This window comes from Streptomyces alanosinicus (assembly GCF_014650595.1).
Lineage (GTDB): Bacteria > Actinomycetota > Actinomycetes > Streptomycetales > Streptomycetaceae > Streptomyces > Streptomyces alanosinicus.
Genome location: NZ_BMVG01000026.1, coordinates 51,980 through 78,939 on the forward strand (window position 1 = coordinate 51,980; position 26,960 = coordinate 78,939).

General features: G+C 67.8%; 23 protein-coding genes and 2 pseudogenes. 11 read left to right on the forward strand and 14 right to left on the reverse strand.

Going from position 1 to position 26,960, the window contains the following annotated elements:
- Nucleotides 1-17: 17 nt before the first annotated feature.
- The 3 genes from IE277_RS33870 to IE277_RS33880 all read right to left on the reverse strand — a co-directional run bounded on the left by IE277_RS33870 (nt 18) and on the right by IE277_RS33880 (nt 3,130).
- The gene (locus tag IE277_RS33870) at nt 18-977 is read right to left on the reverse strand and encodes a polyprenyl synthetase family protein (RefSeq protein WP_189957561.1); all 960 of its coding nucleotides are present in this window, start codon (nt 975-977) and stop codon (nt 18-20) included.
- 897 nt (nt 978-1,874) lie between these two features.
- Nucleotides 1,875-2,477: a hypothetical protein gene (locus tag IE277_RS49305; RefSeq protein ID WP_308433444.1), complete on the reverse strand. Its 603-nt coding sequence runs from the start codon at nt 2,475-2,477 to the stop codon at nt 1,875-1,877.
- Nucleotides 2,474-3,130, reverse strand: coding sequence for an HNH endonuclease family protein (locus tag IE277_RS33880; protein WP_229882161.1), 657 nt, complete (start codon nt 3,128-3,130; stop codon nt 2,474-2,476). The genes IE277_RS49305 and IE277_RS33880 overlap by 4 nt, the downstream gene beginning before the upstream one ends.
- Before the next feature lie 296 nt (nt 3,131-3,426).
- Here IE277_RS33880 and IE277_RS33885 point away from each other — a divergent pair, with 296 nt between their 5' ends.
- Nucleotides 3,427-3,900 carry a hypothetical protein gene (locus tag IE277_RS33885; RefSeq protein ID WP_189957563.1) on the forward strand — a complete coding sequence of 158 codons (474 nt, stop codon included), beginning with the start codon at nt 3,427-3,429 and terminating at the stop codon, nt 3,898-3,900.
- Between the two features lie 11 nt (nt 3,901-3,911).
- Entirely contained in the window at nt 3,912-4,460 is a 549-nt protein-coding gene (locus IE277_RS33890) for a hypothetical protein (protein ID WP_189957564.1), read from the forward strand.
- A gap of 256 nt (nt 4,461-4,716) precedes the next feature.
- Here IE277_RS33890 and IE277_RS47880 read toward each other — a convergent pair whose 3' ends face one another.
- Complete coding sequence (locus tag IE277_RS47880; protein ID WP_229882162.1) at nt 4,717-6,045, reverse strand: hypothetical protein; 1,329 nt, start codon at nt 6,043-6,045, stop codon at nt 4,717-4,719.
- A 187-nt stretch (nt 6,046-6,232) separates the two neighbouring features.
- Here IE277_RS47880 and IE277_RS33905 point away from each other — a divergent pair, with 187 nt between their 5' ends.
- From IE277_RS33905 to IE277_RS33920, 4 genes are all read left to right on the forward strand, one after another.
- On the forward strand, nt 6,233-6,979 hold the full coding sequence (locus IE277_RS33905) for a hypothetical protein (protein ID WP_189957565.1): 747 nt from the start codon (nt 6,233-6,235) through the stop codon (nt 6,977-6,979).
- Nucleotides 6,980-7,057: 78 nt separating this feature from the next.
- Entirely contained in the window at nt 7,058-7,306 is a 249-nt protein-coding gene (locus IE277_RS33910) for a hypothetical protein (protein ID WP_189957566.1), read from the forward strand.
- 442 nt (nt 7,307-7,748) lie between these two features.
- Nucleotides 7,749-8,111, forward strand: a complete 363-nt coding sequence (locus IE277_RS33915; RefSeq protein WP_189957567.1) for a hypothetical protein — start codon at nt 7,749-7,751, stop codon at nt 8,109-8,111.
- Nucleotides 8,112-8,185: 74 nt separating this feature from the next.
- Nucleotides 8,186-8,686 carry a hypothetical protein gene (locus IE277_RS33920; protein ID WP_189957568.1) on the forward strand — a complete coding sequence of 167 codons (501 nt, stop codon included), beginning with the start codon at nt 8,186-8,188 and terminating at the stop codon, nt 8,684-8,686.
- Between the two features lie 235 nt (nt 8,687-8,921).
- Here IE277_RS33920 and IE277_RS33925 read toward each other — a convergent pair whose 3' ends face one another.
- On the reverse strand, nt 8,922-9,173 hold the full coding sequence (locus IE277_RS33925) for a zeta toxin family protein (protein ID WP_308433445.1): 252 nt from the start codon (nt 9,171-9,173) through the stop codon (nt 8,922-8,924).
- Between the two features lie 104 nt (nt 9,174-9,277).
- On the opposite strand from IE277_RS33925, the gene IE277_RS33930 reads away from it, so the two are divergent.
- Together IE277_RS33930 and IE277_RS33935 are read left to right on the forward strand one after the other, a co-directional pair.
- The gene (locus IE277_RS33930; RefSeq protein ID WP_189957569.1) at nt 9,278-9,973 is read left to right on the forward strand and encodes a hypothetical protein; all 696 of its coding nucleotides are present in this window, start codon (nt 9,278-9,280) and stop codon (nt 9,971-9,973) included.
- On the forward strand, nt 9,970-10,524 hold the full coding sequence (locus IE277_RS33935) for a hypothetical protein (RefSeq protein ID WP_189957570.1): 555 nt from the start codon (nt 9,970-9,972) through the stop codon (nt 10,522-10,524). The genes IE277_RS33930 and IE277_RS33935 overlap by 4 nt, the downstream gene beginning before the upstream one ends.
- A gap of 1,077 nt (nt 10,525-11,601) precedes the next feature.
- Here IE277_RS33935 and IE277_RS33940 read toward each other — a convergent pair.
- Nucleotides 11,602-11,757, reverse strand: a pseudogene (locus IE277_RS33940) (IS256 family transposase); the annotation flags it as partial.
- A gap of 208 nt (nt 11,758-11,965) precedes the next feature.
- Here IE277_RS33940 and IE277_RS33945 point away from each other — a divergent pair.
- Both IE277_RS33945 and IE277_RS33950 read left to right on the forward strand, forming a co-directional pair.
- Nucleotides 11,966-12,529, forward strand: coding sequence for a hypothetical protein (locus IE277_RS33945; RefSeq protein WP_189957571.1), 564 nt, complete (start codon nt 11,966-11,968; stop codon nt 12,527-12,529).
- Nucleotides 12,530-12,623: 94 nt separating this feature from the next.
- The gene (locus IE277_RS33950) at nt 12,624-15,098 is read left to right on the forward strand and encodes a M48 family metalloprotease (RefSeq protein ID WP_189957572.1); all 2,475 of its coding nucleotides are present in this window, start codon (nt 12,624-12,626) and stop codon (nt 15,096-15,098) included.
- A 621-nt stretch (nt 15,099-15,719) separates the two neighbouring features.
- Here the strand turns inward: IE277_RS33950 and IE277_RS33955 are convergent.
- The 8 genes and pseudogenes from IE277_RS33955 to IE277_RS33990 form a co-directional block, all read right to left on the reverse strand.
- Nucleotides 15,720-15,995, reverse strand: a complete 276-nt coding sequence (locus tag IE277_RS33955; RefSeq protein ID WP_189957573.1) for a cupin domain-containing protein — start codon at nt 15,993-15,995, stop codon at nt 15,720-15,722.
- 307 nt (nt 15,996-16,302) lie between these two features.
- A pseudogene (locus IE277_RS47885) lies at nt 16,303-16,443 on the reverse strand (thiamine pyrophosphate-dependent enzyme); the annotation flags it as partial.
- A 55-nt stretch (nt 16,444-16,498) separates the two neighbouring features.
- A complete protein-coding gene (locus IE277_RS33965; protein WP_189957574.1) occupies nt 16,499-17,455 on the reverse strand; it encodes a terpene synthase family protein in 957 nt (318 codons plus the stop codon).
- Between the two features lie 426 nt (nt 17,456-17,881).
- Nucleotides 17,882-19,450, reverse strand: coding sequence for a hypothetical protein (locus tag IE277_RS33970; RefSeq protein ID WP_189957575.1), 1,569 nt, complete (start codon nt 19,448-19,450; stop codon nt 17,882-17,884).
- A 93-nt stretch (nt 19,451-19,543) separates the two neighbouring features.
- Nucleotides 19,544-20,524, reverse strand: a complete 981-nt coding sequence (locus tag IE277_RS33975; protein WP_189957576.1) for a 4-hydroxy-3-methylbut-2-enyl diphosphate reductase — start codon at nt 20,522-20,524, stop codon at nt 19,544-19,546.
- The gene (locus tag IE277_RS33980) at nt 20,521-21,612 is read right to left on the reverse strand and encodes a polyprenyl synthetase family protein (protein WP_189957577.1); all 1,092 of its coding nucleotides are present in this window, start codon (nt 21,610-21,612) and stop codon (nt 20,521-20,523) included. Before IE277_RS33980 ends, IE277_RS33975 begins: the two co-directional genes overlap by 4 nt.
- A complete protein-coding gene (ispG, locus tag IE277_RS33985) occupies nt 21,609-22,748 on the reverse strand; it encodes a flavodoxin-dependent (E)-4-hydroxy-3-methylbut-2-enyl-diphosphate synthase (protein WP_189957578.1) in 1,140 nt (379 codons plus the stop codon). The genes IE277_RS33980 and ispG overlap by 4 nt, the downstream gene beginning before the upstream one ends.
- Nucleotides 22,745-24,568, reverse strand: coding sequence for a 1-deoxy-D-xylulose-5-phosphate synthase (locus IE277_RS33990; RefSeq protein WP_189957579.1), 1,824 nt, complete (start codon nt 24,566-24,568; stop codon nt 22,745-22,747). Before IE277_RS33990 ends, ispG begins: the two co-directional genes overlap by 4 nt.
- Nucleotides 24,569-25,553: 985 nt before the next feature.
- Here IE277_RS33990 and IE277_RS33995 point away from each other — a divergent pair.
- A complete protein-coding gene (locus IE277_RS33995) occupies nt 25,554-26,903 on the forward strand; it encodes an NsdA family TPR-like regulatory protein (RefSeq protein WP_189957580.1) in 1,350 nt (449 codons plus the stop codon).
- Nucleotides 26,904-26,960 lie beyond the last annotated feature (57 nt).

Sequence of the window (26,960 nt, forward strand, 5' to 3'; positions counted from 1 at the left end):
GCCCCGGAGTAGGGCCGTCACCGGTCTCGGTCGGTGACGAGGCTGGCGAGAGCGGCCAGCTCGCTGGCCGTGGTTGCCTCCGGACGTGCCAGTGACAGGTGCTCCAGGGCGTCGGCGACGTGACGCCGGGCTCGGCGCAGTGTGGCTTCCTTCGCCCCGGTCTCTTCGATCAGCTTCGCCGCCCGGCGGCAGTCGTCCTCGCTCAGCGTGCCGCCCTGTTGGTAGAGGGCACGCAGGGCCCGGGCCTGGGATGTGTGTCCGGCCATCGCGGCGGCGACCGGGGCGGTGACCTTCCGCTCACGCAGGTCCGACCACACCGGTTTGCCCGTGTGCTGTTCGTCGCCCCAGATGCCCAGGAGGTCGTCGGCGCACTGGAACGCGGTTCCCAGCCGTTGCCCGAAGTTGCGCAGATGCCGGGCGCGTTCGGGTGCGGCGCCCGCGGCGAGGGCGCCGAGGTGGCAGGCGCAGCCCATCAGCTCACCGGTCTTCGCGGCAGCGACGGCCAGAGCCCGGTCTTCGCTCGTGCCGGTGCCGGCGTCCACGAGAGTGTCGAGGTACTCGCCTTCGATCAGGACCTGGACGCTTGCGAGCAGGATGAGGATGGACTTGTCGGGGCGGGGTGCCTCGGCAAGGGTCTGGACCGCGGCGAAGAACAGGGCGTCCCCGGCCAGCAGGGCCGCGGGCAGGCCCTTGAAGCTCCACAGCGCGGGGCGGCCACGGCGCAGCGGGTCGTGGTCGATGATGTCGTCGTGCAGCAGGCTGGCGTTATGGACCAGCTCCACGGCTACCGCCGGCGGACAAGCGGCCTCCACACAGCCGCCGACGGCCTGGCAGGCCAGGAGGGCCAGCGCCGGCCGCAGGGCCTTGCCGCCCGCCGGAACGTCTAGCGGGATACGGTCGTCGGTCCACCAGCCGAAGTGCAGCCCGGCGACATGCCGGACCTCAGGAAGAAGGCCGCTGATCCTTGAACGGATCAACGGCCTCACTATGGATGAGCTCTGCACGAGGATTGTCGAGCAGTCACGCGGTACGTCAACCACGTAAGCCTCCCTTGCCAGCGGTGGCCGAGGCGTGCAGCCACAGTGTGCGGTGCCACATCACCACAGGACAGGGGCGCAATGCCCGCGCGCGGGAGCGTATTCACGTGCCGGGCAGCCTCCTCCCCCGAGCCTTCCAGGGGGACCCGGGCGCCGTAGTTCGGGCAGTACCGGACACGGGCCACGTCTCCAGGGTCTCGCGCCGTCCGACTCGGTACTCAGCACCAGAGCTCGGCCTCGGGCCCTTCCCGCTCCTGGTCGTCCTCCTTCGTCCAGGTCCCGAAGGGCCCGGAGGGAGCCGGGTTCCGCCCGGCTCCAAGAACCAGCACCCCGCCACCCGCCATGGCGCGGGCAAACCGTCAAGCCCCCCGCGACACTGACCGAACGTGATTGAGCCCGATATTAAGGAACAAGCCGAGGTTCAGAGATGGGTTCTGACTGGGCGTTTGATGTTGATTCGCACTGACCCTTTCAACACGCTTTGTCAGGACTTGCCGCCGACGAGCATGGCCCGAAACTCCTGGAAGCTCCCTACAAGCAGGGAGCTTCCATCCCATTACTAAGCCAGACGGAATCCGGGCGGCATGTGCGAACTAAACGGGCGCTCCGATCGCCGCCTCGGAGCGTGCGAATGCACTCCTACGGAGCAAAGCATCCTGAAAGCCGCTGACCTCAAAGGTGACGCACCTCTACTTAACATCCCTAAACGCCCACTCAGTGAGGCGCTGCTGGGTGGTTGAGCCCCGGCGCACCTCACTGCGACGCACGCTTCGTCCCGGAGCCGCCCGTCGGTATGTCCGGCGGACAGCCGAGGCCAGGAAGCCGTGAGGGTGCGGGCTACGTCCGTCCTGGACCGGGAGCGCAGGCCGGGCCGCCTGCACGGATGGCCTCGACGACCGTGCTGTGGACGGTGGCGAGGCCGTCTGCCGGGAGGGCTACGGGGCTGCCTTGGAGTTCGTACCATTCCTCGGCGCCGGTGTACTGGACGGTGACGTGCGCGTTGTGCCCGTCGTAGTCCAGGTAGGTGCGGACGGTGAGTTCGCCGGTGATGACGCCGACTTCGCAGGTCATCACCCCGCCGGGCCCGGCGACGACGTCGTCGATGTACCAGGTGGCCTCCATACGCTCGCAAGCTGTGGTCTCTGGTGGGCTTGGCTCTTGGGCCATGTGGTGCGGCTCCTGGACGTGGCCGGTGCGGTCGTGGAGATGCTCTTTCACCTTGGCGCGGACCGTGCGCAGCCATGTGTCGGTGTCGAGATCGGCCTCAGGCATGAGGACGGTGTCGGGGCCTTCGCCGAGGATGTCGTCGCAGGGCGGTTGGAGTTCTGTGATGTCCCACAGGCTCAAGTTCTCTGGTGGGTAGTCGAGGTCGATCGTGTGGTCCTCGCTCGCCCGTGCGTGGCCGGCGGCTGGGGTGTCCTGGTTGTCGGCGGTGGTCATGCGGGGCAGGTGTCCAGCATCTCGGTGAGCTTGGCCTTCTCCGCCTCGGTGACGTTGAGGTGGTAGAGGTGCTTGATGTCCGTCCAGGCACGGGAGTAGGTGCACCAGTAGGCGTGGCGGGGTGGTGCCCACTGGTCGGGGCTCTGGTCGCCCTTCTGCCGGTTGCTGCGGGCGGAGACCGCGATCAGCTGCGAGTGGACAAGGTCGTTGGCGAAGTGCCTGCGCTCGGGGGTGGTCCATGTGTCGGCGCCGGAGCGCCAGGCGTTGGCCAGGGGGACGACGTGGTCGATGTCGAGCTGACCGGAGTTGTGGAAGATTGCGGCGTCGTACTCGCTGAACCATGTCCCCGAGATCGCCCGGCACATCTCGTCCTGTTTGACGTCCTGGCCGTCGCGGGCGAGGACGACCTCGCGGGTGTCGCACTCCCCGTACTGCTTGATCCAGTGCGGGAACTTCGCCCGGCTGTAGCCGGCCATCGAATGCGGCGCCTCCACGTTCAGCCCGGCCAGCTCGACACGGACCACGCCGACGGACGGTGGCTCCGGCAGCGTGGCCGGGAGCCGGTGCGGGGCTGCGGAGGACGGCTTTGCAGCGGCGGGTACGGCGGCTCCGGTTGCTGCCGGGACCAGCACAGCGATAGCGGCAGCAACCATCGTGACGGCGGCGCGACACCAGGAATTCTTGACCATGCAGAGGGCATGACCAGCAGAAACGCTCCCGCATGCGGGATGTCACCCAAACGAGAACGCCACAGGCCGACCTGCCATCTGGGCCGAAAGCCTGGGGCCGTTCCATACTGGGCTGCTTCGCCTGTCCGCAAGCCGGAGGACGAACAGGTACCGGTCATTCTGTCCCGACCGGTCCACGCCCGCTGAACCGGAGAACCCGTGCATAGCGTTGTCCAGTGGGTGGTCTGTCCGTACGAGGTGCTGTCTCCTACCTTGCCGCTATGGACTGGACACCGCTCCTCGCCACACTCCTCGGTGCTGTGATCGCGACGGTCTCCGCCTTGCTGGTTGAAGCAAGAAAGGAACGGCGTGAGGCGCGAGCCCAGGAGAGGCGGAGCAAGAGGGAGCTGTACGGGGCCTACCTCGGGGTGCTCGCTCAGGCGCGCAACGAGCTTCAGCTCATCGTTCTCGAGGGCACGATGTCGGAGGCTGAGCGCACGGTCGCGGCCCGGCAGAGCTTCGCAAGGTGCTATGAAACCCGATACCAGCTGGAGGTGTTCGCCCCGCGCGTCGTTGTCGAGCCAGCCCTGGACTACTTCCGTAGCGTGCGTCGGGCAAGGGAAGCGACCATACGCGGCACCCGGGGCGGAGCCGATGGGTACGAACTCGCTTTTCATGAGGTGATGGAAGCGCTCACGGCTGTCCGCGACGCGATGCGACTCGACATGGGTACCGACGGGCTCTCTACAGACTGAGCCTCCATCGGATGCGCATCAATGCGCCAGGCGACCGAGGAGCAGACGTCGCGGCCTGCCGCTGCCCGCCCGCCCCCGCCCCGATGCGTCATCATCCGGTCAGGCTGGAACGCGCCGACATCACCCTGCAGGCGCTGTGCCGCCATCTCCTGCGCAGCGACGGTGCCTCACAACACCTCGCCCGCACCGCCGACAGTCCTGTCGACCCCGAGGAAGCTCCCGAAGGAGCCCTCTACTTCGGCTGCCTGCTCGACCTCGTCAAGAAATCCGACGGGGCCTTGTGGTGGTGGCAGTTCGCCGCGGGCGCCGGCAACCCGACTGCCGCCTACTGCCTGTACCTGTTCCACACCCGCCGCGGCGACCTCCGGGACGCCGGTCACTGGTGGCACCAGTACCTCGCACTGGGCCCGCCGCCGGCATGGATGCATCTCAACGTCGACACCTCCGGCGTCCTACGCAAAGCCGTGGAACGACTCAGAGTCGATGAAGCCGCCGGGGAATTCCATAGGCCGGACCAGCGCCTCGCCGACCAGATCGAAGAACTCGTCGATGCCTGCTGACGTGCGCTTCGCGGCTTGCCCGACAGCTCGTCAGCCGGGCAAGCCGCATCCCGCAAGACCCTGTGCGCACGTCCGGCGGCGTCGCAGATTTGGACGTCGTTGTCAGTGGCGGCCTCTACAGCCCAAGCTCCGTGCTGACGTACCCCGTCTGGAAACACGCGCAGCGGTTGAGCCTCAGTGTCGGTCGACCGGCTGTAGGGCAGCCGAGAGCAGTGACTGAACTTGATCCCAGGCCCTGCTGTGACCGCATGTGTATCTACGCGGCGGTGGGGCTGGCCTCTTCGCCGGGATCAGAGTCTCGCTCTGTGGTGGCTGGTGGGGTGTCGGTGCTCTCCGGCTCGCTGCCGGCCTCGCTGCCGCTGTCGGCGACTGGGGTGTTCGGGGCGGGGGTGGCGCGGTCGTCGAGGGTGATGGTGACCGGCCTGCCGCTGGGGGTGAGGTCGGTCAGGCTCTCTTCGATCCGCGCATACAGCGTGGCGGCGAGCTCCCGGTCGCCGTCGCCGTCGCTGGCGGCGTGTTCGATGGAGTGCAGGCTGATCAGCAGGGCGATCAGGGAGCGGCCGGACAGTGCAGCGTGGATCCGCGCATCTCCCTCGTCGGTGACCTGAGGCGGTACTCGGAAGTGCGTGTGCCGTCCGGCGTGGGCGGTGATGAACTCCCAGATGTCGCGGTGGCACTGCAGGCCGGCGGAGGACACGCGGGCCGCCGTCTTGAGCAGAGCGCTGTGCTCCGCGCTCACCTCGGCGGCCGTGGTCTCGGCGGTGGCGTCGGGCTGGGGCCGCATCTCCTCCATGGCGGCGCGCAGGTCCGCGATCTCCCGCTGCAGGGCGGCGAGGGCTGACCGGGTTCCCTCTAGGGCGGTGCTGGTCTCCTCCTTGATCAGCCTGGCTGCTTCGCCCGAGCGGTGCGGCACGTCCTGCTGGTCGGCGGCCAGGGCGTTGCCGTTGTGGTCCGGGGCGGTAAGCGAGGTGAGCACGGGGGCGAGTTCCTCGGTGATGACCTCGCGGACGGCCTGGCAAACTGCGTCCATGGACAGTGCCGGGCTGGGCGAGGAGCCCTGACCATCGGCGCGCTGCGCCGGCGTCGCGGTATGGCGGGCGGGTTCCTCCAGGAGCCCATCGGGCTCGGTGACGGCGGTGACCGGTGCAGGGACGAGAGGCGTGTGGCCGCCTTCAGTGCCGGATGTCTCCTGGACGGCCGAGGCGCGGGAGGGCGAGGTGAGGTCCGCAAGCACAACGCGGACTTCCCGCAGCTCGGCGCGCAGCAGGGCGACGACGTCGTGGACGGTGGTGTTGACCGTGTCTGCGTTGGAGTTCAGCTTGTTGTAGACGTCGCGGAAGTTCGCGCGCATCCGACCGAGTTCGTCGACGACCTCTTTGGTCGTCTTGTCGTGGGCGGCCCGGCCGGCCGACTCCAGCTTCTCAACGCTCTTGTCGAGCGCGTCCCGGATGTTCTTGTCCGTGTGCACCACGGCGGTGTGGAGCATGGTCAGGGTGTTGGTGAGGTCCGGGTTCGGCTGACGGGCCATCATCCCCCATTTCGTCGCGATGAGTAGTCGTGCAAGTTCGTTGCGTATGCTGCCCATGGCGGGTCTTCCCACGCGGGATGACCGATCAACTGGCCTAAGAGCGGCGGTTGTTCAGGCCGAAATCAGGCAGGTCGTGACGGACCGGCTGATGTCCGGCTGACCGGCCCGGGCCGTTGCCGTCCACGCTTCGCATGCGGCACGGCCATGGCGCCTGCTGAGTATCCATCCGGTCTCGGCCTCCGCGATGGAGTGGGAACCGGCGACGTTCCAGGAGGCCCTGGACGCGGCAGGTGACGATCTTGGGGCCGTGGAGCCTCCTTCTCTTACGTCGGACTTCTATGCGCTGTCGGCGTCCTTCTACGCACCGTTCGGTACCAGCGAAGGCACGGGAGCACAGCATCTGGACAAGGTTCTGAGCACACGCCTGGAACCCGGCCATCTGAGCGCCGGCCAGCACGACGACCCTCTCGCCTTGGGCCAGGCGCTGATTGCCGAAGAGGCGCTGCGCTACTTCACCGAGCGTCTCGCGGAACTCAAGCTGCCGGTCGTGACCGACAACCACATCGAGCGGCTGCGTGATGCCGTCTACAAGACGGCCTTGCACCGGCCCCTCGGCGAGATCTACAACCTGGTGTGGCGTTCCACCCGCTCCGCTGCCGAGGCTGCGCAGAAGAACCCCCGGGCGCCGCGCGTCAACATGAGCACCTTCGCGGTCAATCAGTTCGAGACGCACGCACAGCGTGCCGTGACCGATCCCGAGTGGCCCATCAAGGCCTTTGGTGCGGTGGCGGGCTGCGGCCTGAGTGCCATGGCCCGCACGCTCTTCTACACCCTGCTCGATCTCCCGCCGCTGGAGACGTCTGTTCCTGACATCGTGCAGGAACTTCCGCAGCCGGCTCCCGAAGCGCCACCTTCCGTTGCCGAAAGCGGATTCCAGGGCGAGGCGGCAGCTCAGGACGATGACGACGATCTGGCGCTGTTCATCAGGTGACTCAACGCGTACCCCGGCAGCTGGGATCCGGAGATCGTCTTCCAGTGCCTTGGGGACCTCCAGCAGACCGCTGCAGGGATGGAGTACGACGTCGAGCAGCGGGTCACCCGGCGAGCGGTTGCCCACCTTAAGCGGCTGCACGAGCGTCTGGCCGGCGTGCTCGGCCTAGAGCAGGCGGCTCTGGCGGTACTTGCTGCCACTGATCTTCTCCAGCACCCGGTCACCAGCGGGGGCCACGAGACGACACTGCCGGTCGGGACCGTTGTGCGTCAGCACCTGGTGGAAGCCGTTCTCCAGACGATGCCGGAAGCATCCGCTGAGGAGTGACCGACGTCAACACCGGCGGCCGGGGACGGCCTATGCCAACCGCAAGGCAGCGGGCACCGCGGCCGTGCGGTGGCGAGTCGGCAATCTTGACCCGAGACCGCCACTCTGCGTCGCGCCTGTCCAGAGAAGGCCGAGTGGCTGCCTGCGCTGGTTTCCTCACGACGGTCGGGAGCGGCGTTTCGGGCTTGTGCGACAGGAGGGGGCGTTGGCCGATACGCCACTGCTGTAGCCCAGCTTCCGCATCTACGGTTTGTTCTCCGCAAAGGTCCGACTAATAGGCAGTTGGGCAGCACTGCGAAGAGGAGACCGTTTCATGCGATTAAGAACCACCATGAGCGCCTTCGTTATCGGCGTGGCGTTAGTCGCCACCAGCGCTCCGACGGCGTTGGCGGGGCCGCCGCCGAATCCGGAGCCGCCTGAAGTCACTGTGACCGCTCCGGGTATGAGCCCTGAGGCAACAGTGAGCTGCGACTTCTACGCGTCCAAGCCCAACCACAGCGGCTCCCGGATGACGGGTACCGGGGGAATCAGGACCTGCTCGGGCGGCCCGGTGGCCTGCACCAGCGAGGTGGACCTTGAGTTCTACAACAACTTCTCGAGCATGTGGATGACGGCAGGGACCGCGCGTCAGTCCAAGTGCGCGCCGCCGCTGCGGTCGTCGACCGCAGGGTCCAACTGTGTGCACCACCCTGGTGACCCGAACGTTGCCTGGCGCACCACCACCATCGGGACCTTCGTGGCGCCGAACGGCGCCTCGGCCGGCGGTACGGGCAACAGCCCCGTCCTGTACGTGCCCTGCGTGTAGTGGCAAATTGGAGAGCCTGCGGTGGCGGGCCCCTCTCGGCCGCAGGCCCTCCGAACGCTGCAGAGAGGAACAGCATGACCTCGGAGCACGACACACTGTGGCGTCTGTGCACACGCCTGGGATGCGTCCTGCTGCCGCTGGTGGACCAGGAGCCATGGCGTCAGACCCGGCGGCACGAGAACCTGCGGACCTGGGGCATCAGCACGGTGGAAGGCGAGCGGCTGATCGAAGTCTTCACAGCCCTGGCCGCCCACGCAGCCGCCAACGCTTCCACGCCCCCCGCAGAATTCGACGCGCTACCGCTGAGGGCAGTAGCCGACGCGGCGACCGGCAAACGCGACATCGAGCTGCTCGCCGGACTCCCGGACACCTTCACCGGCAGCCGTGATGAGCAGGCCGCCGGTCTCTTCCGCCTGTACGCCTACAAGGGCGGGCAGTACAGCCGCCGACTCTTCCAGCTGGGCACGGAAGTGCGGCACGCGCTGGTCACCCTCGCCGAACGCTCGCCAGAGGCGGCACTCACATGCGGGGACGTCCTGCGTCAGGCAGCAGATGAGGCCAGCCCCCTGCAGTGATCCTCCCATCACGCCCACGCCCACGCTGGCTTTGTAGGTGAGTTTCGCGAACGTCTGTTGCTCAGCGGCGCGAACGCCTCGTTCCACGTGAGCGTGATGGCGCTGAGTTGTGAGAACACCTCGGTGCTTGCTTCGGGACTCTCGTTGTGCTCTGCACGACGAGGGGGCCCGGGTGCTGCCAAAGTCCAAGGTCGATCTGTACGCGGCGATCCCAAGCGCCAGATCGCTTCGATGTTCATCTGGGCGCGCGTCTGGCAAGCGCGACCACTTCGACCCGGTGGCCAGCGGCGCGGTAGGCACGGGAGGAGACACGGAAGTCGTCCGGGTCGGCGAGGGCCGACTCCACCACGGCGTCGAGGCGCCCATCGCGTACATGGGCCTCGACCGCGGACTGCCAGCCGGCGGTGTCCGGGCGAACGAGGGCCCCGGCGGTGCGGACGTCAGCAGCCAGGAGACTCTCGTAGCCCGGGTGCGCCGGCTTGTACAGGTCCTCGTCTTTACCACGTCATCGAGCACGAAGGACAGGTCTTCGTCGGTCCTGCCGAATATGAGCGGGAAGACCAGGCCGCCGCGCTTGCCCTGTTCATCGACATGACAGACGCCACGGCGCTGCACACCGACAACCCGGTGGAGGCCCAGAACTACATCCGGCGGAAGCTCCCCTCGCCCACCGCGGACACCCCTGCCTACGCCGGCCTCGAACAGCGGCGGCACGCCGCCGCACTGCATCGCAGCTTCAAGAGCGCCTGGGCTGCTCATGCCCGTGACCAGCGCGGCCCACAGCTGCCGCCGCACAAGGTCAGGGAGCCCCAACCGCTGCCGGAGAAGCTCATTCCCGGGCAGCGGGTGGAGATGATCCACCCTGAAACGGGCGAGATCATGACGGTCATCGTGCCCGGCCAGCCCGAGCCCGAGCAGGAACCCAAGGTCAACGCCATCGCAGTCCAGCTCAACGCCGCACGCAGCCACTGCTACGAGAAGCTCAGCGGCTACGCCCGCCAGCTGCACTGCCTCGAAGAAGCCGAAGACACAGATCTGGTTGCCGAGGCCGTGCGCCAGATCGAGGAACGAAAGAACACCATCAAGACGGTCAAACGCCAGTCCATCCAGATGCGCGGCTACTACGACGTCCTGGAACTCGCCGCAGCCGCCCAGCCCCGGCACCCCGACATCACCAGCGTCGAGGAGATCATCCGAGCCGAAAAGATCGACGTACGCATCCACGGCCTGACGTACAAGAAGCTCCGCGAGTTCCTGGCAGCCTTTGCCCCGTCGGCCGCTGCATGATCCCCGCTGCGGCCTTCGAACTCGTTACCACCCCGATGCGCACGTCCCAGCAGCGCAAGATGTGGACCCTGTGCTACCAGCGGGTGGTCGGCGCGGCACGATCGGAGATCCGCATGGCAGGCGGCCGCCGGCGCTCGGACCTCCTCGGTGCCGACAGCACGAGGGTCGAGCTCCAGCAGTCCAAGGAGAGCGTACCCAACACCCACGGCAAAGAATTGGCACACGCCACCGGGCTGATGTGGGTCTTCTGTGTCATCAACCAGCATGCGCTCGGCGACTTCTTCTTCACCTCCCGCCAGGGAGCACGCGCGACGTTCATGTGGAAGAACGCCTGGACCCTCATCGGAAGCTGCAACGGCCGGGTCTTGCTTGACCTCGGAATGTCCCCTCAAGTGGGCGACCACGTGCTCATCGAGATCGACCACTTCGAGATGGTCGACGGCCGCACGCCCACCGGGACCGGCACATTGCGCGGCGCCCAGGAGTTTTGCTACTGGCTGAGGGACGGCCATCCCTTGCCTCCGTACTACTGGACGCCGCGCGCGGCCTGATCACACTCACTGAGCAGAACCGAACCGCCGGCAAGTGCTTCCGAGTGCGCTTGCCGGAACTCGCCTCTGAGCCGCACACCACGGATACCACGCCCACACCTCAGCCTCGCGACGGTGTCGACGGCGTGTTCCCTACCCTGGCGGCTCCGCGCACATCCCAGTGATCCCATTGCACGAGAATGAGCAGGAGTTCCTGCCCCGTGCCCCATCTCCCAAAGCCCGCGCGCGACTATCCAGACCGCCATCCCCAGCCGGACGATGTCGTTCGGCTGGCCCAAGAACGCACACTGCCCGACACCGACGTCCCCGACAGAGCCTACGCCAAGACGGTCCTGGAGCACATCGCCAGGTTCGCGCGCGTATTGGCCCCGCAACCACTGGTCAGGACAACAGCGCCGTCCCTCCTGGCAGTTCTGAGGCACGCCGAATCCCTGAGGTCTGGCTACCAGCAGCTTCTCATTGGGTACGCGGCAGCCAACCTTGACGCAGCAATGTGGATCGACACGCACAGCGACGAGGGGCGACTACGTCTGGCCACCGCGCTTGACTACCTCCACAGAGCTGTTGACCTCGAGCCAGATCGACAGCCTGGGCCATGATCGGGCAGAGCAGGCCTCACTCTCCGGGGAGCTGAGCTCGTACCCCGACGCACCGATCACCGTCACGCTGGCCCGGTAGCCGGGCGAGGGCGGCACAGGCCGCAGCGACGTCAGTCCCGAACCAGCCCTCACTCCTCTCTTCCTCTCGCGCGGGCAGGTGCCGAGGAAGCGGGCGTCCCGTGAGCTGACGAGGGCTCTCCGAAGTCACTGATCCCAGCCTGCACCTCGTTCCTCGAAGCGCGGGACGGCTGTGGCGTTCTTAGGCTGACTGATGATGTAGGATCTCGCGGCTCATTTCATCCGCCGCGTCTCTGGCCTGGGCGTTCCGCAGGCGTCTCACGCCGTGTCATCCGTCGGCTGTCTCAGATCCGTGTCATTTCCTCGTCGAACGTCTCTCTCCTCGGATCCGGGTGTTTGTACGTGGTTTCCCCAAGGCTGAGGTCTGTCCAGTCAACAGTTGATCTTGGTTGTTGAGGTGTCAGTTGCTGGTGGTGGGGGTGAGTCGGCCCTCAAACGCGATCTGGAAGGCGTTCAGCGGCGCCTTCCAGCGCATCGCCCAGCGGCGCCGGTCCTTGCTGGTCGGGTCGAGGCTAATCAGCTCCATATAGACGCACTTCAACGCGGCGGCCTCCGTCCATTGGGCGCGCCCACGTTCGCAGGAGTGCTGGTCGAGCGGGTTGGATGCGAGGGCAGGTCCGCCCCCGGATGCCGTTGTTGGAGCTTTCAGGCAGTTCTTGTGGTGGCGCCGACGGCAGTACGCGGCCCGCGCTACCCTCGCGGAGAGTATGACGACAGCGACCGGGGCGATCCGGTGAGGGGTGCGGGGGACGGGGGAGACGACCATGACCTTGGTGACGCGAGCCGGGCGGGATACGTCCGGCGTGGATGAGTTGGCCCGTGGCGTGGTCCAGCGCATTGCCCCTGACGAGATGCCTCAATTTGTCGCTGTGGCACGGTCGTTCCACGCCGCCTCACGGAGCCAAGTGCGCCGGGCCGCGCGACGGAACGAGCCACTCGGCATCGGCGCCGACGGTGTGACGACGATGCTGACCCTGGCGGTGCTGTACGTCACCTCCAAGCTGGCCGACTCTGTCCTCCAGCGGTTCGCCGACCAGACAGCGACCACCCTGATCGGCCGAATGCGCGGGTGGACGAGGCGGGTTGTCCGGGGCGGTCGCCCATCCGGGGAAGGCGCAACGGCAGCGGAGTGGATTCCCGGGTCTGAACAACTGGCCACCATCCGTGCGGTGGCCGACCGTAAAGCGCGCCGGCTGGGGCTGACCGCCGAACAGGCGGAGTTGGTCGCGGATGGGATCGTGGCAGAGCTGGCGACGCGCAGGGGCACTGCCATTACGGCCGACGCCGACGGGGGTACGGCCGCCGTGCGCGACGATGAGCGTGGCTAATCACCCCGCGGCGTTACGGCAGCGCCTCCCTCAGACGCTGATCTCCGCAACGACCCTCAGGTTCGTTCTTCTCGCTGCCATCGCCTCGGCGTTGATGACGTCCGAGGTCGCCAACATGGCATCCATTTTTTTCGATCACGTCAGCGACGCCGCCGAGGGGGCGTATCAGAGCTGCGTGACCGAGCAGAGACGCCAGGTTTTGGAGAATTGGCAGGGCGGCGGCGACCTGTCGGCTGCCTCACGCGACTGCGTGAGGCCGTACAGCTTCGAGGGCTGGCCTCTGATCGGGCTGGTGGTGTGGTGGATCGCGATCGGCCTGGTCGTGTGGTGGCTGCCTGCCTGGCGCATCCGGCGCCGCCGGTACGAGCAGATCGGCCGCGTCGTACCGGCGAGCATCGCGTCGGACGGGGTGCTCCCCGACCGTGCAGACCTGTTCGCACTACTTGCCCGGATCCAGCTCGGCACCGACGTCGCCGTGCCCGTGACATACCTGCTCGATCCGCTGGACCCACGCTGCTCGGCACTTGCCTTCGGACGGCCGGGCCATCGCTGCATCGTGCTCTCCGGGGGCTCTGAGACCCTGTTCCGCCGCGACCCGGTGGCCTTCCGCACAGTGCTGTTGCATGAGCTGGCACACATCCACAACCGGGACCTCGATATCGGCTTCCTCACGATCGTGGCGTGGCGAGTCACCATGCCGTTGATGGTGTTGAGCATCTTGAGCAACCCGTTCATCCCAGTGATTCGGGGAACCAGCACGGACAGTGCCCTCGTCGCCCTCTCCGCTGCCGAATCCGTCACGCTACTCGCCCTCGCCGTGATGGCGCCGCTGCTGCGCAACTCGGTACTGCGCAGCCGTGAGTTGTTCGCGGACGCGCAGGCAGAGCTGTGGGGCTCCGGTACGACGGACATGAGTGCGACGCTCGCCGGATACTTTCCCAGCAGCCGGCGGCGGCGCCCGGAGGTGTTGCGCGTCCATCCGTCGCCGCAGCGCCGCCGCGCTGTACTGCACGACAGCCAGCTGCTGCGCACTACGAGCGGGTGGGACTGGTGTGCAGTGGGGGCGGGCGCGATGATCCTCCGCCGGAGCATCCTTGGTGCGTGGCCAGCGGGTGACGTAATCGGCGATCAAGTGGGGACTGCGATAGCCGCGGTCTTCATTACGGTCGCGCTGGGGATGGCAGCGTGGCAGGGCACCGCACAAGAGGGACAGCCCCAGTTGCGGGGCCGGCGCAGTGTTGCAGTCAGCGTCGCCCTGGGGCTGGGGCTGGCTGCGGGCAGCAGCCTGTTGCAGCCGGACATCATCGGCGCGATCTTCCTTGTGCCTGCTCCGCTGTGGGGACAGTTCCTGGCGTGGATTCCCCTGCTGTGCCTGACCGCATGGGCCGCGCAACGCTGGCTGGGCGCGGTCTTGGCCTCGTGGGCCGATGCGGTCGGCGCGCGGGAAGGCCGGGCAGCGAAGCGGGTGCTGTGGGCAGTACTGGGGGTGGCAAGCGTGCCGGTCTACCTCGGGTTGGCCTTCCTGACCCTGGGACTGCAGCTCGCGATGTTCAAACCGATCTTCGGCCCAGGAAACGCGCTTGGCGGTGTCGCCGTACTCGCCACGCTGCCTGCGATTTTCCTCCTCTTGCCCCCCTTGGCTCTCCCAGTGCTCGTTATCACGGCCGTGCTGCCGCTCGCCGGAGCGGGAGCAGCGAGTCTCCGGCAGCCTCTCCGAAAGGTCCTGTGGTACGGGATCGGGGCCGCCGCACCGACTTTCTTCCTGTTGCTGTCCGGCGCTCGGCTCGTCATCACGGTCGGAGTTGTCGCGCTAGTGCAGACCGTCTGCGCAGTGCACGTGGCCCTCACCGAGGACCGTCAGCAGCACCCCTTGGCCGCAGCTACCGTCGCCGCCCTTGGCACTGGCCTCATAGGGAACTTGAGTGGCCTGGCGGCAGGGACCTGGCACCGCGTTGCCGTAGGCGCCACCTTTGGCGTCATTGCCGGCAGCGCGTCAGCAGCAGTGGCCCTTGGCCTACGTCGTCGCCGTGCCCGGCGGGCCGACGTTGCGCAGCAGCGAGCCCGCAAGCCGTCGTCGGCTGCCGTTACCGGTCCCTGGGTGGGCCCGCCGAAGGTTACGTGGGGGCGCCGTAAGGGGGTGTGGTTCGGGGTGGGTGCCGCTGCGGCGGCTGTCTTGCTCGTGCCATTCGGAATATTGCTCGCCATGCTGGTCGTCGCGCTGGCGCAAGTTGTCTGCGCGGTGCGCGTGGCCCTCACTGCTGACTGGCGGCCGCGTCCGGTGGCCGCAGCCGCTTATGCAGCACTCATCGCCGGGTTCCTGGGGTACCTCGGACTCCTGGCGTTCGCGGCGGTAGTCCTGCCCAGCTCGGCGACTGCAAGGGCGGCCTCGGAGTGGATCACCATCGCCGTCAGCCTCGCTTTCGTGGTCGGCGTTGCTGTCGGTTTCGGTGTCGCTGTCGGCAGCGCGTCAGCGTCCGCCGCCCTGGGCGTGCGTCACCGCCGGGCTCAGCAATCGAGTGGCTTGGACATGCCACCGGACACGGCAACGGCTGGTGCTACCGATCAATGACGTCTGTCAGTCCCCATTCTGCAGACGGAGGCATCGGCCCGACGACGCCCGAGTCCAGCCGACGCCGACATGGTTCACCCGAGAGAGCCAGGGGGTGACCTGGTGTCCTGTCGAGGTGGAGTTGGCAGGTCGCGGTTCGCTGACCTGCGGAGGCGTCAACTGGTTTGAGAACACCGGCGGCCCTCGTTCTCAAACAGCGTGGCCTTCGCGGAAATCTCGTTCGCCGTGGGGAAGAAGCTCCAGGCCGGGAGGAACAACACACCACCGAACGAAACAAACGCAGCCGCTCAACACGTGACGCGATGAGAATACGACAACTCGAACGAGAACCAGTGAGAATCCGACAGCTTCACTGCGACAGGACACCTGCGAGTCTCAATTCTGTGTCGGATCCGACATTGTTCCGACATCGATCGTGAGATTCCGACACGAAAATTGAGACCCTACATGAATTGTAGGTTTTCAGGCTGCGTGTCGTACGGCGGCGCTGTGACCTGCGGTGCCGTCTGGTGTCTCATGCAGTGTCACCCGTCAACTGTCCCAGCTTTCGTGTCATTTCCTTGTGCCTGGCTCCTGGACCGGCACGGATAGGGGGCTGTTGGTTGGGAGGAGGAACAGGCATCACAGGATGACGGTGGTGCTGTCGGGGTTGTCGCCGGTGTGGATGTTGGCGGGACCTGGCGGTTCGACGAAGCTCGTGCCGGCCGCGTGGGCGGTGACTGTGCCGTCGGCGAGTCGGCGGCGCAGGGTGCCTTGGTGAACGGTGACCAGGAGGGGGCCGTGGTGGTAGTGCCAGCCGGTCGACGCCTGCGGAGGCAGGGTGATCTGCTGGAACTCCATTGCAGCGATCTCGGTGTCGTGCCAGGGGAGCGGGAAGTTCAGCGGGCCGCCTGCCATGGTGGTGGCCTGTGGCGATGGCGGAGCCTGTCGCTGTGCAGGCACTCGTGCGGGCTGTTGTTCGCGTGCAGGCTGCCGGAGGCAGGCGGGCGCTTTCGCGGTGTTGTCGGTGGACGGGGGCATCCTGCCTCCAGGGCGGTGTTTCAGTCCGGTTCGAAGGTGGGCCGCAGGTCGCGGGCGATGAGGATGTCGTCGTTGGGCACGCCTGGGGAACCATCGGCCACACCATCTCGTCCGGGGAGACCGCGAAGTCGATGACGACCGGGCGGTCGGTGACCGCGTGTGCTGCGGCGAGGGCGGTGTCGACGTCCTCGGCTCGCTCGTAGTGCAGCCCCGTACACCCGTTGGCTTCGGCGATCTTGACGATGTCGGGGTGCCGGTCGGTGGTGCCGAGGTCGGTGTGGGCATGGTCGCCGTCGTAGAACAGGGTCTGCCACTGGCGGACCATGCCGAGCACGCCGTTGTTGATCACAGCGTGGGGTGGGATACGGATGGAGCGTTGCTCAGGCGTACCGGCTGGCGCGGGTGTGCCAGTCGAGGTTGCCGCGCATCATGTCTGCGTAGGAGTCCGCGATGCGCAGGGCGATCGCACGCGTCGTGCTGTCCTCGGTGACCCGTAGCTGTGCTTCCAGGCGGTCCTTCGCTTCGCAGTAGGCGTCCAGGCGGCTGTTGGCGAGGGAGACGGTGTCGCGGATGGCGGTGTCCATGTCGGTGTGGTGTTCGGCGGACAGCACGAGCGCCGTGTTGAAGAGCCATCCGCCGGGACCTTCGTGGTGGGCCGAGTAGAGGTCGTTGACCAGTCCCGCGTGGTCGGCCGCGGCCCGGCGCATGGTGATCCAGGCGGGCAGTTGCCTGACGGTCTGAGGGAGGTCCGCGCCTTCTGCGTACTCGCACATGGCGAGAATCAACGGGAAACCGGAGGTGTCACAGTGGGTTGATGCCAGATAGTCGGTGACGGCGGGTGTCTGGTGGGCTGCGCAGTAGACGGCATGGGCGTAGGCCGCCCACAGCCAGTTCTTGGTCGCCAGGTTGAACTCGGCCTGCCATCCGATCGATCGGCCCGAGCTGATCATGGCGTGTACTTCGGCGAGGGCGCGGGCGAGTGGTGTGGTGGCCGGCTGGCTGTCCAGCACGGCGGTCATGGGCAGGATGACGTCCGCCGCAGTTTGCGGTTCCCTGCTTGCGGGGGGATTGTCCGTGGTGTCGTCGGCGATGAACGTCCAACCGAGCCACTGGCACAGTACCTGGAAGCGGTACGCGTCAGCAGTGGGGTAGTAGAGCGCCATGCAGAGCACAGTCTCCGTTGCCTGCAGGCGTTTTCGATCAGCTGTTGACGGGCAGAGGCCGTGCTTGTCGATGAATGCCCACATGGCTTCGTCCGCGCCCTTGCGGGCGGGGTTGGGTTCGTGCGACGGGAACGGCATCTTCAGGCCGCGCACGTCGAAGGGATGCACTGTCATGGGATGACGCCCTCATGTTGGTGATTACGACGCTGTTGCTGTACGCGGACCGCGGGACGGAGACGTTTCGCGCTGCGCTGCTTTCAGGATCGGTGTGGGGCCGGACGTGGAGTCCCGGGGGTTTCGCGTACGTCGATGACGTCCATCCATCCCGGCCACCCAGGCGGCAGTCATTCCCTCGTCGGTGTTTTCGTAGACCTGGCAGAGTTCTGTGCTGACCTTGTACGAGGCCGCAGCGGCGAGGGGCATGACGCCCGTCAGGGGACAGCAGCGTGCTGAGCACGAGGCGTTTACGGGGCGCTGTAGTTCCGTCCGTGCCGTGCCGGGCCTGCGCACCGGCGGCGGTCGGCCGTAGGCTGGATGGACGTGCGCAGCAGGAGTACGAGGCGAAGGGCCCAGCCAGCGAACGAACCAGCAGCGGAAGGACTATGCGGTCGCGACTACAGGTGCCGACCGAAACCCGATGTCTGAGTCATCGGGCCTGCCCAGACCCAGGTTGAAGTAGATGAGCGTCGACCAAAGGGCTAGCGGGGTCACACCTTGCCCAGGGCGATTGTCCACTAGCTTCAGGAACAGTTCGTTCCCTACGCACACTACACAGCCCGCCCCGCCGTCGATTGGATCTCCTGGGGCGACGTCCCTGCCCTCTACACGACGGGAGACCTGGAAAGCGTTGAAGAATCGGATGGCCAGCTCGTGGCAGTCTTCGGGGATCAAAGCGCCCCCGAACGGGGAAGCCAGCGACACCGCGTGCGTCGTCAGGTCCCACACGCCCTCAACGAACCGCAGCTTCCCTACCGTCGACTCCACGAACTCGGGGGCTCCTGGCACCCGGCCTCGAAGCCTCGCCGTCTCCTCAACCTTGTCCAGCAGTAGCAACTGCTGATCGGGCCTTAGGCGGGCGACACGCGGACGGCTCCACTCAACCACTCGGTCGACGAGGTCAGAGTCCAAGTGATCTCGGTTTTCCCGCTGGACACCCATCACGGCACTCGGCACGCTCACCTCCTGTACTCGGTCGCTCTCATCTCCGCGCCCTCGCCACGTAACGGCGTGGGGTGCCAGCCAATTCGCGGTTCGCCAGTACAGCTCAGACAGCTCCTCGTCGGTCACCCCACCCACCGGCGCCAGTTCGTCGCAGACGGCCCGAACCCTCTTCCACAGGCGCGGGGTGTGCGGGCCGATCACTACACCTCGCGTCCTGGAAAAGTGCTGAGGTGGGAAATCCGGGACCATCCATGTGTTCACGTGCTCCGCTCCCCGAACCAGAATGTCGACCATCTGCACAGGCCAGGCCAGTACCGCGCCGGTGTGCCGGATGGCGGCCTCTGAAGGTGCTCGTCCCCTCACTTCCTCGCTCCACCAGAAGTGGGGGTGTTCGCCCCTGTAGTGAAGCCAGAGAGACGATGCGGCAAGGTGGTTGCCGAAGACCTCGAATGCCCGGGCAAGGACGGCATCGTTGTCGGGGTCTCCTCCCGCCGTATCAAGGGCAATGAACATGCTCACCGTTCCCCACAGAGCAGCCCCCTTGCACCACCCCTCTCCCATTGCGGGAAGCTCCCACTCATCCAGGTGCCGTCCTCCACGGAGCCACTTGAACCCCTGGTACAGCGCCGTCGTGCAGAACTCCGACAGCTGGGAAATCCACTCTTCTCCTCCGGGCATCACGCACAGGCCGCGCATGGCACCGTGGCGTGCTGCTCCCTCAATGATCTCCAGTACGCGGAAATCTTCTCCTTTGCCGAGGTGCATGAGCGGGGCCTTGCCGGTCACCATGCGGCGGCTCTCGAAGTCGATGAAGTCCCGTACCCCGTCCACCCACGGCCGCCGGCTTCCCGCAATCTTCTCCCTCAAGTGAGCTAGTTTGACTGCCTTTTCACTCGCCAGCGTGGATGCGTCGATCGCGCCGCATGCGTCCCACACATCGGCCAGCCACTGGTCCTTTTCGGCCCCGTAGCACCAGTCGGCCCAGATGTACCCGAATGACTTCTCCACTCCTCTTTCCTTTCTCTCCACCCCAGGTCAGGGCACTGTTTTGGGTATGTCTTCAGGTAGCCGTCTATCTCCCGCGCTCAGGCGGGCTGCTCGCTAGGCAGGTTCAGGGCCCGCCGGAACAGGGGCATGTTGCTTCTCCCGCAGTTCTCGCGGCAGGGCGAAGTGCTGGTTCTCGTCCGCAACGTTGAGGAGCACGACGTCCTGGTACCCCTGGGCGGCAAGCCGGTCCAGCACCTGTTCGACGAGCACCTCGGGCACGGACGCGCCGGATGTGACACCGACTGCCGTCACATCGTCCAGCCACGCGGCGTCGATCTCCTCGGCGGTGTCGACCAGGTACGCCTCCTGGGCGCCGGCTTGTCTGGCGACTTCGACCAGACGCTGGGAGTTGGAGGAGTTGCGGGAGCCGACGACGATGACCAGGTCGGCTTCGGCACCCATCTGCTTCACCGCGAGCTGGCGGTTCTGGGTGGCGTAGCAGATGTCGTCGCCGGGCGGCGAGAGCAGATGGGGGAACTTGGTCTTCAGGGCATCGACCGTCTGCATCGTCTCGTCGACGGAGAGGGTGGTCTGGGAGAGCCAGACAACCTTGTCGGGGTCGCGGACTTCGACGTTCTCGGCGTCGCCCGGGCCGTCGACGAGGGTGATGCGGTCGGGGGCTTCGCCCAGGGTGCCGATGACTTCCTCGTGGCCCTCGTGGCCGATCAGGAGGATGTCGTAGCCCTCACGCGCGTAGCGGACGGCTTCCTTGTGGACCTTGGTGACCAGCGGGCAGGTCGCGTCGATGGTCGTCAGGTTGCGTGCCGCGGCCTCTTCATGGACGGTCGGGGCGACCCCGTGGGCGGAGAAGAGCACGATGGAGCCCTCGGGTACCTGACTGGTGTCCTCGACGAGGACGGCGCCTTTCGTCTCCAGGGCCTTGACGACATACGTGTTGTGGACGATCTCGTGCCGGACGTAGACCGGCGCCCCGTACTGCTCCAAGGCCTTCTCCACGGCCTGGATGGCGCGGACTACGCCGGCGCAGAAGCCGCGGGGTGAGGCCAGCAGTACGCGTTTGCCCGTCCGGTTCACGAGGTCCTCCGGGTCACGGTGTCCGCCAGGTGACGTAGATGAGGGATGGCGTGCGGGGTCAGGGTGGCGGCCGAGTCCAGCGTGTGGAGTACGGCGTGACGCCGTTGGTCGATGAGTTCTTCGACGTGGGCGCGGGCGCCGGTGACGGTGAGGATGCTGCGGATCTGCGCGGCCTCAGCCTCGGTCAGGCCGGGGCTGCCCAGCAGCCGGTGCAGCAAGGTCTTGTGTGGGGGTGCGGCGTCGCGCAGAGCGAGGGCGATGAGCAGGGTGTGCTTGCCCTCGCGCAGGTCGTCCAGGCGGGACTTGCCGGTCACAGCCGGGTCGCCGAAGACGCCGAGGAGGTCGTCGCGGAGCTGGAACGCTTCGCCCAGGGGCAGCGCGTAGGCGGACAGTTCGTCGAGGAGCGGCCCGGGGGCTCCGGCGAGGACGGCGCCGATGTGCAGCGGTCGCTCGCAGGTGTACTTGGCGGTCTTGAAGCGGATGATCGTCCAGGCCCGCTCGACGTCGTCGGTGGGCTGTCCGCCGGCCGCGACGTCCAGGTACTGGCCGTACAGGACCTCGTCGCGCATGGCGTCCAGGACCGGCAGCAGCCGCGCGAGTTGGTCCGGGGTGAGGCCGGCGGCGTGGACGAGTTCGTCGGTCCAAGCCAGGGCGAAGTCGCCGACGAGGATGGCGGCGCTGGTGCCGAACCGGTCGGCGGCCGGCCCGTAGCGGTCTGCGGCGTGGCGGTCGGCGAAGGCCCGGTGGACGGTGGGTTTGCCGCGGCGGGTGGCGGAGGCGTCCATGACGTCGTCGTGGACGAGGCAGAAGGCGTGGAACATCTCCAGAGCGGCAGCGACTTGCAGCACCGGACGGGGCGGGGGTGCGGTGCCTCCGGCGGCGTGCCAGCCGAGCACACACAGCACGGGACGAAGCCGCTTGCCGCCTGCCGTGAGGAAGTCCCTGAGGGCAGCGGGGATTTCTGTGGACAGATGGCGGGCCGCAGCCTCGGCCCGTTTGCGTTCCAGGAACTGCGACAGGATCGTCTCGGCCGCCGCGCGTGCTTCGGGCAGGTCGAGGCCGCCCGTCAGGGGTGGTGCGAGGGTCATGTCTGCTCGCCTTCCGCGGGAAGGTCGCTGGTGAGGTGGAGGGCCTCGTCGAGGAGGGCTTCGACGATCCTGGATTCGGGGACGGTCTTGATGACCTGGCCGTGGCGGTAGATCTGGCCCTTGCCGTTGCCGCAGGAGACACCGAGGTCGGCCTCGCGGGACTCGCCGGGCCCGTTGACGACGCAGCCCATGACCGCGATCCGCAGGGGGTGGGGGAAGCCGTCGAAGGCCGCTTCGACCTGGGTCGCCAGCCGGTGGATGTCGACCTGGAGGCGGCCGCAGCCGGGGCAGGAGACGATCTCCAGCTTCCGGGGGCGCAGGCCGAGGGAGGACAGGATGTGGCAGCCGGCCTTGACCTGTTCGACCGGGTCGGTGGACAGGGAGACCCGGATGGTGTCGCCGATGCCCTCGGCCAGCAGGATCCCGAAGGCGACGGCGGACTTGATGGCGCCCTGGAAGGCGGGGCCCGCTTCGGTCACCCCCAGGTGCAGCGGGTAGTCGCAGCGGCTCGCGAGCAGCCGGTTCGCGGCGATCATGACCAGCGGGTCGTGGTGCTTGACGGCTATCTTGAGGTCGGTGAAGCCGTGCTCCTCGAACAGGGAGCATTCCCACAACGCCGATTCGACGAGCGCCTCGGGACTCGCGCTGCCATGTTTGGCGAGCAGGCGCGGGTCGAGGGAGCCGGCGTTCACGCCGATGCGGATCGGCGTATGGGCGGCGGAGGCGGCCCGGGCGATCTCGGCGACCTTGTCGTCGAACTTCTTGATGTTGCCGGGGTTGACGCGGACGGCTGCGCAGCCGGCGTCGAGGGCGGCGAAGACGTAGCGGGGCTGGAAATGGATGTCGGCGATCACGGGGATCGGTGACTTGGCGACGATGGTGGGCAGGGCGGCCGCGTCGTCGGCGGAGGGGACGGCGACGCGGACGATGTCGCAGCCGGCGGCGGTCACCTCGGCGATCTGCCGCAGGGTGGCGTCCACATCGGCGGTGTTCGTCGTGGTCATGGTCTGCACGCTGACCGGGGCGCCGCCGCCCACCGGCACCGCTCCGACGTGCAGTTGGCGGGTGGAGCGACGGTGGATCGGGATCGGTGAGTCGTGGGACAGGGTCGGCATTCCAAGGTCGACGGCGGTCATCGCAGCGTCTCCTGGCTGGTGAGGGTGGTGCCGGTCAGGGCGTCGTGGACGGTGCGGATGATGCCGGCCGCGTCGAGGCCGACCGCAGCGAGCAGGGCGGTTCGTGAGCCGTGGGAGATGAACGAACGCGGCAGTCCGAGGGGAACGACGGGAGTGCTGACGTTGTGAGCGCGGCATGCCTGGGCCAGGGCCCAGCCCACTCCGCCGCTGGTGACGCCGTCCTCGATGCTGATGGCCAGGAGGTGGCGTGCTGCCAGCGGCGGCAGGGCGTCGTTGACCGGCAGGACCCACCGGGGGTCGGCGACCGTGACGCCGATGCCTTCTTCCTCCAGCAGGCGTGCGGCGTCCAGGGCCGCTTGGGCCAGTGGCCCGACGGGGACGAGGAGGACATCCAGGGGCCGGCGCGGGGAACGGTGCAGGATGTCGATGCCGTCCATCCGGGCCAGGGCCGCGACGTCTCCTCCTGCCGGGGCCTTCGGGATGCGCAGCACGGTGGGTCCCTGATCGTGGGTGACCGCCTCGCGCAGCAGGTCTTCGACGCGCTGCGGATCGCGGGGTGCCGCGATGGCCATGCCGGGCACCGCGGACAGCAGTGACAGGTCCCACATGCCGTGATGGGAGGGCCCGTCGGGGCCGGTGATGCCGGCCCGGTCCAGGACGAAGGTGACCGGCAGCCGGTGCAGGGCCACGTCCATGAGGACCTGGTCGAAGGCGCGGCCCAGGAAGGTGGCGTAGATCGCGACCACGGGGTGGTAGCCGCCCATGGCGAGTCCGGCGGCGCTGGTGACGGCGTGCTGTTCGGCGATGCCGACGTCGAAGACCCGTTCGGGGAAACGTTGCTGCATGGCATGCAGGCCGGTGGGGCGCAACATGGCCGCGGTGAGCGCCACCACCTTGGGCCGCTCGGCCGCCACTTCGGCCAGGGCCCGGCCGAAGACGCCCGTCCACGTCCAACCTGCTCCAGAGCCGGCCGGGCGGCCGGTGACCGGGTCGACGGTGCCGACGGCGTGCAGGCAGTCCGCGTCGTCCGTCTCGGCGGGAGCGTATCCCTTGCCCTTGACGGTGACCACGTGCACCAGGACAGGCCGGTTGAGAGTCCGGGCCCGTCGCAGCACTCCCTCGATCTCCCCGGTGCTGTGCCCGTCGACGGGCCCGAAGTAGGTGAAACCGAGCTCGGTGAACACGTTCCGGCACCCGGCCACGGAGCCGTTGGCCTTCAGCGACTCCAGGTGGCGGGCCAGGGCGCCGTGGGTGGGTTCGTAGGAGCGGCCGTTGTCGTTGAGTACCACGATCACCGGCCGGCCTGGTGCACTGCCGAGGTTGTTCAGCGCCTCCCACGCCATGCCCCCGGTCAAGGCGCCGTCCCCGATCACCGCGACCACCGCCTGCTGCTGTTCCCCCGCGAGCTGGCGGGCCTTGGCCAGACCGTCCGCGTACGACAGGGAGGTGGAAGCGTGGGAGTTCTCCACCAGATCATGCTCGGACTCGGCCCGGGATGGATACCCGGACAGACCGCCGGCCTGCCGCAGGGTCGGGAACTGCTCGGCCCGGCCGGTCAGCAGTTTGTGGACGTATGCCTGGTGGCCGGTGTCGAAAATCAGGGTGTCGCGGGGGGAGTCGAAGACCCGGTGCAGCGCGAGCGTCAGTTCGACGACTCCCAGGTTCGGGCCCAGGTGTCCCCCCGTCGTGCACACGTGGTCGATCAGGAAGGCCCGGATCTCGGCCGCGAGACCACGCAGCCGTGGCGCAGGCGCGGCCCGCAGCTGGGCCGGATCCGGAAGCCGGCAAGCAGCTTCGTCCTTTGCCGGTGTGTACGTCATCGTGTTGATCCCTCCGTGGGGAGAGGAGACAACCGTTACGGCCGAAGGGACGGCGGAGCGGGCCTCTGTTCCGGACCGGCATCGCGCCAAGGCGCCCTGGCAGATGGCCAGTCCAGCACCAAACCGCTGTGCCCGACAGAAGGGCAAGGCGTGAGTACGTCGCAGAACTCGCAACATAGTGAATTTGTGAAACCACGGTCGGGGTGCAGCGCGGCATGGCACGGTGCGAGCCACGGTGTTCCCGTTACTGGCGGGGTGACCCCGATGCGGGCAGCCGGTCGGTCCCGCACCGGCGGACGTCTCGCGCATCCTGCAGCTCTTGCCCTGCCGGTCGGCTCTGCGCCGAGTGCGCCGGCTTCACGCGGGGTGCGTGCGACATGCCTGGGGGTGGGAACCGGCGTCCCGCATACGTCGTCCGCACACGCTTACATCCGCCCGCACCGCTTCGCTTGACTGCCATACCGCACCAAAAACGAGCCCACCGTCAGCGACGCACCAGCGGAAGGGGAACCCGCTGTGCAAGATCCCTTCTTAACCGCCGAAGTCGCGCCCGCCCGAACAGCCGCGGCCTGTACGGCACCGAACGAGCCCGCGTCCACCGGGCCGGAGATCCTCGGCGTCTCGTGCTCGGCGGACCGTCTGGACGGCGACGAAATCCCGCCACTGCTTGGGGCACCTCAGGGAACGCAGCCGCCCCACCCTGCGGGCATGACGGGCGAGCAGGTCCACGCGAGGCCGATCGCCGCCGACGTCCCTCGCCAGAAGGCGACGTCCGTGCCATCCGGACCAGCAGAGCACCGCATACCACCGGTTGGGGCCGCGGAACACGGGAGCGGGTGTCTCATGTCCAGCCGGAGGGCATGACCGAAGCACGGCTTGCACCCGACGCACGTGGAGCCATCGCGCAGGACCACGGCAGCGGTGCGCAACCCCCTTCTTCAGGCAACGCCAGATCACACCTGTTCGCGCGTCCCGGGAGGCGGTCATGCCGCGCACCCCCAATACGCGGCTGGCCCACTTACTGGAGGCGGCCGGCTGGAGTCCCGCTCAGCTGGCCGCCGCGCTGCGGAAGGTCGCCGCCGAACAGGGGACAACGCTGGCCGTCCATCTCACCAGCGTGCGGCGCTGGCTGGAGGGCACCCAGCCCCGGCCGCCCGTCCCCGCTTTGCTCCTGGAATGTCTCTCCCGCCGTCTGGGCAGGCGCGTCACGGCGTACGACGCTGGCCTCACCCGAGCCCCCGCCGCCATCGTGGACCCTGCCTGGGAGGCCGACCCCATGCGCAAACTCGCCCACCTCACCCGTGCCGAACTCGACCCGCACCGACGCGCCCTGTTGAGCGCCGGCGTCTTCGCCGCCACCGCGCTCGCCCTGCCCGACCAGAAACAGCCCACCCCGCCTCCGACGGCGCCTGCCAGTGCACCGCGCCCCGGCCGCCGCGCCGGAGCGGGTGACCTTGAGCAACTGCGCACCATGGCCTTGATGTTCGCCACCGGTGCCGACCAGCACGGCGGCCGGCATGTGCGGGCGGCCCTGGCCGCCTACCTCGCCCACGAGGTCACCCCCCTGCTGGACCTTCCGGCCCGCACCGACATCCATCGCGGGTTGCAGACAGCCACCGCCCGCCTCGTCCTGCTGCTGGGCTCGATGTGCGCCGACAGCGGTGACCATGTCACCGCGCAGCACTACCACCAGATCGCCGCCCGCCTCGCCACCGACGCCGGCGATCACACCACCCTCGCCATCATCCTGCGCGCCATGGCCACCCACGCCCACGACCTCGGCCACCACGACACTGCCGTGCTCAACCTTGCCGAGCAGGCCGACCGGCACGCCCGTCATGCCCCGCCCGCCGTCCGCGCCTACACCCACATCCACCTCGCCGTCCTCACCGCCCACCATGACCGGCACGCCGCCCTGGCCGCCCTCGCCCGCGCCGAACGCCTCCACGCCCAGACTGATGCCGAGCCGGGCCCCTTCACCCGCTACCCGGCCGGTGCCCTGCACTACCAGCGCGCCCAGGCCCTGGCCATCCTGGGCGACCACTCCGTCACCCTCACGGCCCTGACCACCTCGCTGCGCCTGCGTACGACCACCGAACAGCTCCCCGCCGCCCTCACCCGCGCACGCCTCGCCGAAACACAGCTACGCCTCGGCCATCTCGATGCCGCCCTCACCCACTGGCACGCCCTTCTCGATGTCTACCCCACCCTCACGTCCACCCGAGCCGACAACCGCCTGAACGCAGCCATCCAGAAGCTGCGACCCCACCAGCGCCGTCCCGCCGTCACCGACCTCCTCGACCGCATCGCCGAGCTCACCCGCCCCGCGCGATGACGGGCCGCTCCATGCACGGGCCCCGACCTCCTCGCCTGTTGCCGTCGGCCTCCTGTG